The organism is Pseudomonas frederiksbergensis (genome assembly GCF_035751725.1).
Classification (GTDB): Bacteria; Pseudomonadota; Gammaproteobacteria; order Pseudomonadales; family Pseudomonadaceae; genus Aquipseudomonas; species Aquipseudomonas frederiksbergensis_A.
Genome location: NZ_CP142104.1, coordinates 702723 through 715927, shown reverse-complemented (window position 1 = coordinate 715927; position 13205 = coordinate 702723). Strand labels below are relative to the sequence as shown.

General features: G+C 62.6%; 10 protein-coding genes. 9 read left to right on the top strand and 1 reads right to left on the bottom strand.

What is annotated here, in order from left to right:
• The first annotated feature begins 78 nt into the window (after positions 1-78).
• From VQ575_RS03190 to VQ575_RS03170, 5 genes are all read left to right on the top strand, one after another.
• Entirely contained in the window at positions 79-2205 is a 2127-nt protein-coding gene (locus VQ575_RS03190) for a TonB-dependent copper receptor (protein ID WP_325919056.1), read from the top strand.
• A gap of 147 nt (positions 2206-2352) precedes the next feature.
• Positions 2353-3732, top strand: coding sequence for a PepSY-associated TM helix domain-containing protein (locus tag VQ575_RS03185; RefSeq protein ID WP_325919053.1), 1380 nt, complete (start codon positions 2353-2355; stop codon positions 3730-3732).
• 111 nt (positions 3733-3843) lie between these two features.
• Entirely contained in the window at positions 3844-4632 is a 789-nt protein-coding gene (locus VQ575_RS03180; protein WP_325919052.1) for an ABC transporter ATP-binding protein, read from the top strand.
• The gene (locus tag VQ575_RS03175) at positions 4629-5576 is read left to right on the top strand and encodes an ABC transporter substrate-binding protein (RefSeq protein WP_325919051.1); all 948 of its coding nucleotides are present in this window, start codon (positions 4629-4631) and stop codon (positions 5574-5576) included. The genes VQ575_RS03180 and VQ575_RS03175 overlap by 4 nt, the downstream gene beginning before the upstream one ends.
• On the top strand, positions 5573-6583 hold the full coding sequence (locus tag VQ575_RS03170) for a FecCD family ABC transporter permease (protein ID WP_325919049.1): 1011 nt from the start codon (positions 5573-5575) through the stop codon (positions 6581-6583). The genes VQ575_RS03175 and VQ575_RS03170 overlap by 4 nt, the downstream gene beginning before the upstream one ends.
• Here VQ575_RS03170 and VQ575_RS03165 read toward each other — a convergent pair.
• A complete protein-coding gene (locus VQ575_RS03165; RefSeq protein WP_325919047.1) occupies positions 6558-8093 on the bottom strand; it encodes a class I SAM-dependent methyltransferase in 1536 nt (511 codons plus the stop codon). The two genes, VQ575_RS03170 and VQ575_RS03165, sit on opposite strands and share 26 nt — an antisense overlap.
• A 275-nt stretch (positions 8094-8368) precedes the next feature.
• On the opposite strand from VQ575_RS03165, the gene urtA reads away from it, so the two are divergent.
• The 4 genes from urtA to urtD all read left to right on the top strand — a co-directional run bounded on the left by urtA (position 8369) and on the right by urtD (position 13173).
• The gene (gene urtA / locus VQ575_RS03160) at positions 8369-9634 is read left to right on the top strand and encodes an urea ABC transporter substrate-binding protein (protein WP_039593498.1); all 1266 of its coding nucleotides are present in this window, start codon (positions 8369-8371) and stop codon (positions 9632-9634) included.
• A gap of 100 nt (positions 9635-9734) precedes the next feature.
• The gene (gene urtB, locus VQ575_RS03155; protein WP_039593565.1) at positions 9735-11237 is read left to right on the top strand and encodes an urea ABC transporter permease subunit UrtB; all 1503 of its coding nucleotides are present in this window, start codon (positions 9735-9737) and stop codon (positions 11235-11237) included.
• Positions 11237-12313, top strand: coding sequence for an urea ABC transporter permease subunit UrtC (gene urtC / locus VQ575_RS03150; RefSeq protein WP_039593497.1), 1077 nt, complete (start codon positions 11237-11239; stop codon positions 12311-12313). Before urtB ends, urtC begins: the two co-directional genes overlap by 1 nt.
• On the top strand, positions 12313-13173 hold the full coding sequence (gene urtD / locus VQ575_RS03145; RefSeq protein WP_325919045.1) for an urea ABC transporter ATP-binding protein UrtD: 861 nt from the start codon (positions 12313-12315) through the stop codon (positions 13171-13173). Before urtC ends, urtD begins: the two co-directional genes overlap by 1 nt.
• Positions 13174-13205 lie beyond the last annotated feature (32 nt).

The following is a 13205-nucleotide window of genomic DNA, read 5'->3' as shown; positions in this document are numbered from 1 at the left end:
CACTTATCTCACCCCGGTCGCAAAAGACAGCCCCAGGCTGCCCGACCGTGTCGTCTACGTCTGTTCGATGGAATTATCATGTCCAGGTTTCCCGCTGGCATCGCTGTGGGCTCTGCCCAGGTCCGCTGCCCTCTGAACGAGCCACCGGTTCGTTTGCACCAAACCCTCGCCGCACTGTGCGGCATGCTGCTCACCCCGTTCGCGCTGGCCGACGAGCACGAGCATCACGGCCATCAGGTCGAAGAACTGAGCCCGACGGTCATCACCGCCATCGCGCCCAGCTCGCCGCTGACCGTCGTCACCAACCCCAAGGACCCGCGCCAACCGGTGCCGGCCAGCGATGGCGGCGACTACCTCAAGACCATCCCCGGCTTCGCCCTGGTGCGCAACGGCGGCACCAATGGCGACCCGGTGTTGCGCGGTATGTTCGGTTCGCGGCTGAACATCCTCACCAACGGCAGCATGTTGCTGGGTGCCTGCCCGGGCCGGATGGACGCGCCGACGTCCTACATCTCGCCGGAGACCTACGACAAGCTCACCGTCATCAAAGGCCCGCAAACCGTGCTCTGGGGCCCCGGTGCCTCGGCTGGGACCGTGCTGTTCGAGCGCGAGCCGGAACAGTTCGGCGAGCTCGGCACGCGGGTCAACGCCAGCGTGCTGGCCGGCTCCAACGGCCGCTTCGACAAAGTGGTGGATGCCGCCGCCGGTGGGCCGCTGGGTTATGTACGGGTGATCGGCAATACCGCGCATTCGGACGATTACCGCGACGGCAACAATGACACCGTGCCGTCGCGCTATGACAAGTGGAATGGCGACGTCACCCTCGGCTGGACCCCGGACACCGATACCCTGCTGGAGCTGACGGCCGGCAAGGGTGACGGTGAAGCGCGCTACGCCGGGCGCGGCATGGACGGCTCGCAGTTCAAGCGCGAAAGCCTCGGGCTGCGTTTCGAGCGCTCGAACATTAGCGAGGTGCTGGACAAGGTCGAGGCCCAGGTCTACTACAACTACGCCGACCACGTGATGGACAACTACACGCTGCGCACCCCGTCCGGCACTGGGATGATGGCCGGGCCCATGGCCTCCAACGTCGACCGTCGCACCCTCGGCGCCCGCATCAAGGCCACCTGGCGCTGGGCCGATGTGCAATTGATCAGCGGCCTCGACGCCCAGACCAACGAACATCGCCAACGCAGCAGCATGGGCGTGGATACCTACAAGGCGCTGCCGTACACCAAGGATGCCGACTTCCACAATTACGGGGGGTTCGGCGAACTGACCTGGTACGCCGCCGACCGCGACCGAGTGATCACCGGCGCCCGGCTCGATCGCGCCTCGGCCAAGGACTATCGCCAGAGTATCGGTTCCGGTATGTCGGCCCGTCCCAACCCCACCGCCGGCGACACCCGTGCCGACACACTGCCCAGCGGATTCCTACGCTACGAACACGACCTGGACGACAGCCCCGCCACCCTCTATGCCGGCGTCGGTCACGCGCAACGCTTCCCGGACTACTGGGAGCTGTTCTCGGCGAACGTTGGCCCCAGCGGTTCGTTGAATGCCTTCGACGCGATCAAGCCGGAGAAAACCACTCAACTCGACTTCGGCCTGCAATACAAGACCGACAACCTCGAGGCCTGGGCGTCGGGTTATGTCGGGCAAGTCCGCGACTACATCCTGTTCGATTACACCCCCGGCATGATGGGCACCACCTCCCGGGCCGAGAACATCGATGCGCGAATCATGGGCGGTGAACTTGGCGCGGCCTACAAGCTGAGCGAGCGCTGGAAAGCCGATGCCACCCTGGCCTATGCCTGGGGCAAGAACAGCAGCGACGGCAGCGCCCTGGCCCAGATGCCGCCGCTGGACGCCCGCCTGGGCCTGACCTACAGCGAAGACCGCTGGAGCACCGGCGCCTTGTGGCGGGTGGTGGCGGCGCAGCACCGCGTCGATGAAAACAAAGGCAACGTCGTCGGCAAGGACTACGGCAAAAGCTCGGGGTTCGGGGTCTTCTCGCTCAACGGTGCCTATCGCATCAACCAGCATTGGAAGGTCAGCAGCGGCGTCGACAACCTCTTCGGCAAAGCCTACGCCGAACACTTGAACCTGGCCGGCAACGCCGGGTTCGGCTACCCGGCGAGCGACCCACAAGCCATCAACGAACCGGGGCGTACGCTCTGGACCAAGGTGGATATGAGTTTCTGACAACACGGGCGAGGCCTGACACCTGACTCTGTGGCGAGGGAGCAAGCTCCCTCGCCACAGGTTTGTGTTTATCCAAGGCTCACCTGGCGGTTGCGCAGCAACCGCCAAAAACATAACAACCCAATTAGCCCTGCGGAGCGCTTTCTAATGAGCCAACCGAAACCCAATTTCTACAACCTGGCCTGGCGCTGGCATTTTTATGCCGGGCTGTTCGTGGCGCCGTTCATGGTGATGCTGGCCCTGACCGGGATCATTTACCTGTTCAAGCCACAACTCGATCCGCTGATGTACGGCAGCCTGCTGAACGTCCCGGCCGGGCATCACACGCTCGCAGCCGACGACCTGCTCAAGCAGGTCCACCAGGCTTACCCCGAAAGCCAGGTCAAACAGTACCTGCCCCCGGTCAACGCCGAGCGCAGCGCGCAGTTCGTGGTGATCGACAAGGGCCGGGAGCTGAACGTGTTCATCGACCCGTACCACGGCGACGTCCTCGGCGAGCAGGATGCGAAGAGCAACCTGCAAGCCATGGCCCGGGCGATCCACGGCGAGTTGCTGATCGGCACCGTCGGCGACCGGCTGGTGGAAATGGCCGCCGGCTGGGGCGTGGTGCTGGTGGTCTCCGGCCTATACCTGTGGTGGCCGCGCGGACAATCGTCGGCCGGCGTGCTGTGGCCGCGCTGGAGCGCGCGCGGTCGGCTGTTCTGGCGTGACTTGCACGTTGTCGTCGGTTTCTGGGGCGCGGCGTTCCTGCTGGTGATGCTGCTCAGTGGCATGACCTGGACCGGCTTCTGGGGCAAGCAATACGCGGACCTCTGGAACCGCTTCCCGGCGGCGATGTGGAACGAGGTGCCCAAGTCCGACGTCGAGGCCGGCAGCCTCAACAACGCCCATCGCCAGACCGTACCCTGGGCCATGGAAAATACGCCGATGCCGATGTCCGGCGACCATGCCGAGCACATGGCCCATGGCGGCATGCATGAAGGCCCCGCCGCGCCGACCGTCAGCCTGCAAGCGGTGCAGGACATCGCCACGGCGCGCAAGGTCGAGCCCGGTTACAGCATCACCTTCCCAACGACCGCGTCGGGTGTGTTCACCATCGCTGTGTTCGCCGATGACCCGCGCAACGACGCGACCCTGCACGTTGACCAGTACACCGGCAAGGTCCTGGCTGATGTGCGCTGGGAGCACTACAGCGTCGTGGCCCGCGCCACCGAAACCGGCGTGATGCTGCACGAAGGCAAGATGTTCGGCCCGCTGAACCAAATCCTCGTGTTGCTGGTTTGCCTGATGATTCTGCTCAGCGCCGTGAGTGGCCTGGTGATCTGGTGGAAGCGCCGGCCCCAGGGCAAGCTCGGTGTACCGCCACTGCGTCACGATCTGCCGACGTGGAAAACCGGAGTATTCATCATGCTCGCCCTGGCGGTGGTGTTCCCGCTGGTGGGCGCTTCGCTGGTGGTGGTGTGGCTGTTGGACCGGCTCGTCACACGGTTGAATCGCCAGCCTGAGATCGCTTCATCTTCAAGCTGAAGACAGTGCGTTAACGGAAAGCGGTGCGAAACCTCTACAATCGCGCCCGCTTTCCAAACCACGAACACCGTTCGAAGGAACTGTGTTTCAAAACAAATGCTGAGTGAATGCATGACCTCGCTAACCCTCTCTCACCTCGCCTGGACGCCCCTTGGTCATGGCCATTGCCATCACCAGTTCCAGCTGCGTGATGCCACGCTGCAGGTGGGGGCAGGGGAGTTTGTCGGGTTGATCGGGCCCAACGGCAGCGGCAAGACCAGCCTGTTGCGCTGTGCCTATCGCTTCAGCCGACCGGAACAGGGCGAGGTGAAACTCGAACATCACAACCTCTGGCAACAGTCCTCGCGCTGGTGCGCCCAACGCATCGCGGTGGTGCTGCAAGAATTCCCCGACGCCTTCGGCCTGACGGTGGAAGAGGTGGTCGCCATGGGTCGAACGCCCCACAAGGGGTTGTTCGACAGCGACAATCATGAAGACCGCCGGCTGGTACGACAGGCATTGGCATCGGCCGGACTCGATGGCTTTGGCGATCACGCCTTCGCCACGCTGTCGGGAGGCGAAAAGCAACGGGTGATCCTCGCCCGCGCCCTGGCCCAGCAGCCGCAGTTGCTGATCCTCGATGAACCGACCAACCACCTCGACCCGCGCTATCAATTGCAATTGCTGCAACTGATCAAGGGCCTGGGAATCGGCACCCTCGCCAGCCTGCACGACCTGAACCTGGCCGCCGCCTTCTGTGATCGCCTGTATGTGATCGAACACGGGCGCATTGTCGCCAGCGGCACGCCCAGAAATGTCCTCACCGCCGAGCTGTTGCGCGAGGTGTTCGGCGTCGAAGCCCTGGTGGACGAGCATCCGCTGTCCGGCTACCCACGAATCACTTGGATAACCCAACCATGACCTTGCGTTTCCTGCTGTCGCTGCCGCTGTTGCTGGGCAGCGCCCATGCCCTGGCGGAAGCCACCCACTACCCGTTGACGATCCAGAGCTGCAACCGCCCGGTGGTGTTCAACGAGGCCCCTCGCCATGCGGTCAGCCATGACATCAACATGACGCAGATGATGCTCGCCCTGGGTCTCAAGCCGCGCATGGTCGGCTACAGCGGCATCAGCGGCTGGAAATCGGTGACACCCGAGATGGCCAGGATTCTCGACGGCCTGCCGGAACTGGCCGCCAAATATCCCTCGGTGGAAACCCTGCTCGATGCCAACGTCGATTTCTTCTTCGCCGGCTGGGACTACGGCATGCGGGTGGGCGGCGACCTGACGCCGCAGACCCTGCAACCGCTGGGCATCAATGTCTACGAGTTGACCGAGTCCTGCGCGTTCGTGATGAAGCGTCCGGCAGCTTCGCTGGAGGACACCTACAACGACCTGCGCAACCTCGGGAAAATCTTCGACGTGCAGGATCGCGCCAATGCACTGATCGCCACGATGCAGGCCCAAGTGGCCGACGTGCGCAAGCAACTGCCAACCGAGCGACCACGTGTGTTCCTGTATGACAGCGGCGAAGACCGGGCCATGACCTCCGGCCGCCTCGGCATGCCCCAGGCTTTGATTGACGCGGCCGGCGGACGCAACATCCTCGATGACGTGGAAACCAGTTGGACCCGGGTGAACTGGGAGAACGTGGTCGAGCGCAACCCGCAGGTGATCGTGATCGTCGATTACGGTGAAGTCAGCGCCGAGCAGAAGCAGCAATTCTTGCTGGACAACCCGGCCCTGCAGTCAGTCGACGCGATCAAGCAGCGGCGCTTCATCGTGATCCCCTACGTGCAAGCCACCCCAGGCATCGATAACGTGTTGGCGGTGCAAACCCTGGCGCGGGGTTTCCACGGCCAATGAACGATCGTCGCTACGCCGTCCTGCTGATGCTCCTCGGTGCGCTGCTGCTGGTGTCATTCGTGGTGTCACTGGGCTTCGGGCCGGCGCGAGTGCCGGTGCCCGTGGTCTGGGACCTGCTGCTGCACAAGGCCTTCGGTGTGGGCGAGGTCCATTGGACGCCCGGCCAGGAACATATTGTCTGGCTGATCCGCGTCCCACGCCTGCTGCTCGGTGCCCTGGTCGGTGCGGGGCTGGCGCTGATCGGCGCGGTGCTGCAAGCGGTCACGCGCAACCCGCTGGCCGATCCGCACCTGCTGGGCGTCACCTCCGGCGCGACCCTGGGGGCGGTCATCGTGGTGTTGCACGTCGGTGAAATCATGGGGCTCCTGACGCTACCCCTCGCCGCCTTCATCGGCGCATTGCTGAGCATGTTGCTGGTATTGGCCATTGCCGCCCGCCAAGGCCGGCTGGAGAGCGATCGGCTGTTGCTGTGCGGCGTGGCGGTGTCCTTCGTGATGATGGCGGCGGCCAACCTGTTGTTGTTCCTGGGCGATCACCGCGCCAGTTCGGCGGTGATGTTCTGGATGCTCGGCGGCCTGGGCCTGGCCCGTTGGGAACTGCTGGCCGTGCCGGCCGCCAGCGTCGGGTTGGGGCTGGTGTTGCTGCTGGGCATGGCCCGGCCGCTGAACGCGCTGATGGCGGGCGAACAAACCGCCGTGACCCTGGGCCTGAACGCGGCGAAGGTGCGGTTGTGGATTTTCCTGATCGCGTCGTTGATGACCGGTGTGCTGGTGTCCATCAGCGGTTCGATCGGCTTTGTCGGGCTGATGGTGCCGCACATTGCCCGCCGCCTGGTGGGCGCCGAGCATCGCCGGTTGCTGCCGGCCTGCGTGTTGCTCGGCAGCCTGTTCCTGGTGTGGGTGGACGTGGCGGCGCGGACGTTGATCGCGCCGGAAGACTTGCCGATTGGGGTCGCTACCGCGGCCATCGGCGGGCTGTTCTTTATTGGTCTGATGCGCCGTCGCTGAAGAGGTGCTTCTTTTGGTAGACGCCGAATAGCTCGGTCCCAAGGCCTCCATTTCGAAAATGCCCAAGCTCGGCGCGAACCAGATCGATGACTAACGCCCGGTCCTGCGCTTTTTCAAGATTGAAATTCCCGCTGTAGGCAAGGTTGACCATTCGCCACAGGAAGCAATTGGTGCGGTAGACATTTACCGGCGTCAGCCAACGTTCAAGGAGCGCAGTAATGTCCTCGCTTCGAATCCCCTCGAAGCACCCAATCGAGTGGTCCTTGTCTGGAATGACAGCATCGACAACCTGGGTATCGGCATTTAACCGGTAGCGCGCCGGCAACGCCGAGAACGCCGCATCGGCGGCAATTATCGCGTCGGGCCACAAGCGATTACCGTTACGTCCCACGGCCTCGCCCACACTCCAGAACTCGCCATCGTCTTTCAAACTGCGGGAGATAAAGAGCATGACTTTTTCCAGCTCTACCAAATGGTGCAATGCCGAAACACAAATAATGACGTCCCACTGTTCACCGGTAGGCACCAGGTTATTCGCATCCGCCACGATCAAATCGAGACGGGTCCCTGGCGGAAACTGCCTTGCCGCGATCTGGAGCAGGTCTTCATTGATATCCAACAGTGACCATTCGATACCTTCGGGAACAGCCGCTGACAAACCAGCCTCTATCCGTGCGGCACCGCTGCAGATGGACAAGACTTTTATTGCGCCGTGGTCCAAGACTTTCTGGCGCAACCTCGCTTGGAAATCGGGAGGGACTTGCGGGACGTTCGCCCTCAGGAGACGAGTCGCATAAGCGTAGGCGACCTCACCTTCAAACGGTTCCAGTATGACAATGTCAGCCCGCGCAGCCTGTACTGGCGCATGAGCCAGCCCATTCAATCGGCGAACCTTGCGCACAACGCCCCTTGCAGTTTCACTCTGTCGTTGCTGAACGCTTGAGTAAAACGCGTTCCGGTAGACGCTACTGAAGTGTGCTATCTCGTTTTCCATACGCAATGATTGATGTGTTTTCGCCAAGAGCGCCTTCCTCTCTCCCTCCCTGGCGACGCACAAGTCAGCTATCGCCAGCCAGTCGGCCGTAGGATCGTTCTTTGCACCGGGCCCACACGCGACAAGGAGACGGCCACGCTTGCCCGCCAACCAGGCCAAATCCAGATCCACCGTCCTCCATTCCGACGGCGAAGTTGCTCCGCAAAAATGAAACATCCCTATTTGGAACTCGGCCTGAGTTCCGTCTTCAAGAAAAACAACTGAACAGGTGAGTCCATCCAAACTGATGCTCGGTAGAGCAGCCGAAAAACGAACGAATAAGGTTGAATCAGAGAACACCTCCAACTTGCTACTTCGAAGATGCTCTCCAGCGGTGAGAATCAGCGAATACCTTCCTTCCCTCAGGTGCGTCACATGCATCCATTGCGGATGCTCGGCCAATTCAACTTCAGGCGACACGTCGAAAACCGCCGTCTCATCGAGAAGAAAATAGCTTGCAACGCCAGAGTCATTCAAACCGACTTCTCCACTTCAGCACGGTAAAAAATTCAGCATAGTCGTGCGGTCGAGAATCTCACCTTGGATTCATCCGATTCCACGCCCCAATGCGGAGCACCACATTGCACCAGCGCCCGCGATACGGTCACTGATGGTGCATCGTCATTTTCCGCTCTCGCTGCCAGCCCCCACATTTCAAAGCCTTTTCCCGACCGGGCACATCCCTTGCAAAAGCGCCTTCAGCGTTTGCATCTGCCACCGAAAAAAACTCATAAGTCCATGGAGATCGCACAATGAAGCGTCGTAGCTTGATCAAGGCTTTTACACTCTCGGCAAGCATTGCCGCGATGGGCATGGCCTGGACCGTCCAGGCCGCCGAGACCATCAAGGTCGGCATCCTGCATTCGCTGTCCGGCACCATGGCGATCTCCGAGACGTCCCTCAAGGACATGGCGTTGATGACCATCGACGAGATCAACGCCAAGGGTGGTGTGAACGGCAAGAAGCTCGAAGCGGTGGTCGTGGACCCGGCGTCGAACTGGCCGCTGTTCGCCGAAAAGGGCCGGCAGTTGCTGACCCAGGACAAAGTCGCCGTGGTGTTTGGCTGCTGGACGTCGGTGTCGCGTAAATCCGTATTGCCGGTATTCGAAGAACTCAATGGCTTGCTGTTCTACCCGGTGCAATACGAAGGCGAAGAGATGTCGCCGAACGTCTTCTACACCGGCGCCGCGCCGAACCAGCAGGCGATTCCGGCAGTGGAATACCTGATGAGCGAAGAAGGCGGCAGCGCCAAGCGTTATTTCCTGCTGGGCACCGACTACGTCTACCCGCGCACCACCAACAAGATCCTGCGTTCGTTCCTGCACTCCAAAGGCGTGGCAGACAAGGACATCGAAGAGGTCTACACCCCGTTCGGCCACAGCGATTACCAGACCATCGTGGCCAACATCAAGAAATTCTCGGCTGGGGGCAAGACCGCGGTCATCTCCACCGTCAACGGCGACTCCAACGTGCCGTTCTACAAAGAACTGGCGAACCAGGGCCTGAAGGCGACCGACGTGCCAGTCGTGGCGTTCTCGGTGGGCGAGGAAGAACTGCGCGGCATCGACACCAAGCCATTGGTGGGCAACCTGGCGGCGTGGAACTACTTCGAATCCGTGGATAACCCGGCGAACAAGAAATTCGTCGATTCGTGGAAAGCCTACGCCAAGGCCAAGAACCTGCCTGGCGCCGACAAAGCGGTGACCAACGACCCGATGGAAGCCACTTACGTCGGTATCCACATGTGGGCGCAAGCGGTGGAAAAAGCCAAGTCCACCGACGTCGACAAAGTCCGCGAAGCCCTGGCCGGCCAGACCTTCGCCGCACCATCGGGCTACACCCTGACCATGGACAAGACCAACCATCACCTGCACAAGCCAGTGATGATCGGCGAGATCCAGGCCGACGGGCAGTTCAACGTGGTCTGGCAGACCGAAGGGCCGATCCGCGCGCAACCGTGGAGCCCGTTCATCGAAGGCAACGACAAGAAGCCTGACTACGCGGTGAAGAGCAACTGAGCCCATGGGTGTCGGCCCCGGATCCCCGGGCCGACACGACTCCCTTGTGGGAGCGGGCTTGCTCGCTCCCACAAAAGAAGTTTTGCGCAAGGCCAACAATATGCCCACTGCCCTCCACCGCTTGATCCTAGCCATCGTACTATTGCTGCCGTTGGCCTCACACGCCGGCGACGCCGAAGACTTCGTCGCCGCCAACCCGACCCAGCAGGCCAAGCTTTTGGAAGCCTGGGCCGCGCAGCCGGAGCCTGGGCGCGTCGAACTGATCAACGCCTTGCAACAAGGCCAGTTGACCGTCGACGGCCAACCCAAAACCCTGCGTTTGAACAACCGCTTGCGCGGTCTGATCGAAACCGCGCTCGCCAGTCACCAATTACTCGCTGTCGACGCCCGCGTACGCCTGGCCGCCGCGCAGCAATTGCAAAAAAGTGCTCGCCCGGCGCAACTGGCTTTCCTCGATCGACAACTGGCCGGTGAACAGGACGAAGACGTACACGCCGCCCTGAGCTTGGCCCTGGCGAACCTGCAACTGGTGGACACCAACCCGAGCGTGCGCCTCGCCGCCGTCCGCCTGCTGGGGGAAACCGGCGACCCGCTGGCCCGCACTCGCCTGGAAGGCCTGCTTGAACCCGGCGTCGAAACCGATGCCGCCGTGCGCACCGCCGCCGAAACCAGCCTCGGCCAGGTCAAGCGCAAGCTCCTGGTGGGCGAGTTGCTGGGCCAGGCCTTCAGCGGCATGTCCCTGGGCTCGATCCTGCTGCTCGCCGCCCTCGGCCTGGCAATCACCTTCGGCCTGCTGGGGGTGATCAACATGGCCCACGGCGAGATGCTCATGCTCGGCGCCTACTCCACCTACGTGGTGCAGATGCTGTTCCAGCGCTTCGCCCCGAATGCCATCGAGTTCTATCCGCTGATCGCCTTGCCAGTAGCGTTTTTCATCACCGCCGCCATCGGCATGGCCCTGGAGCGCACGGTGATCCGTCACCTCTACGGGCGGCCGCTGGAAACCCTGCTCGCCACCTGGGGCATCAGCCTGATGCTGATCCAACTGGTGCGCCTGGTGTTCGGCGCGCAGAACGTCGAAGTCGCCAACCCGGCCTGGCTGTCGGGCGGGATCCAGGTGTTGCCGAACCTGGTGCTGCCGTACAACCGCATCGTGATCATCGCCTTCGCCCTGTTCGTGGTGGTGTTGACTTGGCTGCTGCTGAACAGGACGCGCCTGGGCCTGAACGTGCGCGCGGTAACGCAGAATCGCAACATGGCCGCTTGCTGCGGCGTGCCCACCGGGCGCGTGGACATGCTCGCCTTCGGCCTCGGCTCGGGCATCGCCGGGCTCGGTGGCGTGGCCCTGAGCCAGATCGGCAACGTCGGCCCGGACCTGGGCCAGAGCTACATCATCGACTCGTTCCTGGTGGTGGTGCTCGGCGGCGTCGGCCAGTTGGCCGGCAGTGTGTTCGCCGCGTTCGGCCTGGGCATCGCCAACAAGATCCTCGAACCGCAGATCGGCGCCGTGCTCGGCAAGATCCTGATCCTCGCGCTGATCATTCTGTTCATCCAGAAGCGTCCGCAAGGCCTCTTCGCGCTCAAAGGACGGGTAATCGACTGATGAACCAGCCCCTGATGCTCACGGCCACGCAAAAGGCCGGCCCCAAAGTCACCCTCGCCGTCGGCGCACTGATTCTCGCCGTGCTGTTGAGCCTGCCGCTGCTGTCACTGCTGGCGGTGGACAACCCGCTGCACGTCTCCGCGTACACCCTGACCCTGGTGGGCAAGATTCTGTGCTATGCCATCGTCGCCCTGGCGCTGGACTTGGTCTGGGGCTACGCCGGCTTGTTGTCCCTGGGCCACGGCCTGTTCTTCGCCCTGGGCGGCTACGCCATGGGCATGTACCTGATGCGCCAGGCCGCCGGCGATGGCTTGCCGGCGTTCATGACGTTCTTGTCGTGGACCGAGCTGCCCTGGTACTGGACCGGCACCGACAGCTTCCTCTGGGCGATGTGCCTGGTGGTGCTGGCGCCGGGTTTGCTGGCGCTGGTGTTCGGCTTCTTCGCCTTCCGCTCGCGGATCAAGGGCGTGTATTTCTCGATCATGACCCAGGCCCTGACTTTCGCCGGAATGCTGCTGTTTTTCCGCAACGAAACCGGGTTTGGCGGCAACAACGGCTTTACCAATTTCCGTTCGATCCTGGGTTTTGGCATCACCGAACCGGGCACCCGGGCGGTGTTGTTTTTCGCCACGGTGTTGCTGCTGGTGGCGAGCCTGTTCATTGGCTGGCGCCTGGCCCGCAGCAAATTCGGCCGGGTGCTGACCGCCCTGCGCGACGCGGAAAACCGCCTGATGTTCTGCGGTTACGATCCCCGTGGTTTCAAGCTGTTCGTCTGGGTGTTGAGCGCGGTGTTGTGCGGCCTGGCCGGGGCGTTGTACGTGCCCCTGGTGGGCATCATCAACCCCAGCGAAATGTCGCCGACCAACTCCATCGAGGCTGCCGTGTGGGTGGCCCTCGGCGGGCGGGGAACGCTGATCGGGCCATTGCTCGGCGCGGGCGTGGTGAACGGCATGAAGAGCTGGTTCACCGTGGCGTTTCCTGAATATTGGTTGTTCTTCCTCGGCGCGTTGTTCATCGTCGTGACCCTGTATCTGCCCAAGGGCGTGATCGGGCTGTTGAAGAAAAGGAGCGAATGATGCGCATCACACCCACGGCGGATTTCATGCTCGAACCGATCATTGAACCCAATAAGGATGAAGGCAGCAGCCGCGACGCCATCGGCCTCGGCCAGGCCGCCGGCGTTGGCCTGAACACCCGTCACGGCACGATCCTGACCCTGGAAGACATCAGCGTCAGCTTCGATGGCTTCAAGGCCTTGAACAATTTGAACCTGTACATCGGCGTCGGCGAATTGCGCTGCATCATCGGCCCCAACGGCGCGGGCAAGACCACGCTGATGGATGTCATCACCGGCAAGACCCGCCCCAACCACGGCAAGGCCTGGTTCGGCGAGACCCTGGACCTGACGACCATGAGCGAAGTGCAGATCGCCCAGGCCGGCATCGGACGCAAGTTCCAGAAGCCGACAGTGTTCGAAGCCCTGAGCGTGTTCGAGAACCTGGAGCTGGCGCTCAAGACCGACAAATCGGTGTGGGCCAGCCTGCGGGCGAAACTGACCGGCGAACAGCACGAGCGCATCGACGAAGTGCTCGAGACCATCCGTCTCACCACCTCGGTCAACCGCGCCGCAGGGTTGCTGTCCCACGGCCAGAAGCAGTTCCTGGAGATCGGCATGCTGCTGGTCCAGGACCCGCAATTGCTGCTGCTCGACGAGCCGGTGGCCGGCATGACCGACGCCGAGACCGACTTCACTGCGGAGCTGTTCAAGACCCTGGCGGGCAAGCACTCGCTGATGGTGGTGGAACACGACATGGGCTTCGTCGGGGCGATTGCCGACCACGTCACCGTGCTGCACCAAGGCAGCGTGCTGGCCGAAGGGTCGCTGGAACAGGTGCAGGACAATGAGCGGGTCATCGAGGTGTACCTCGGTCGCTAGATCTGCAAACACATTCCCTGTGGGAGCTGGCT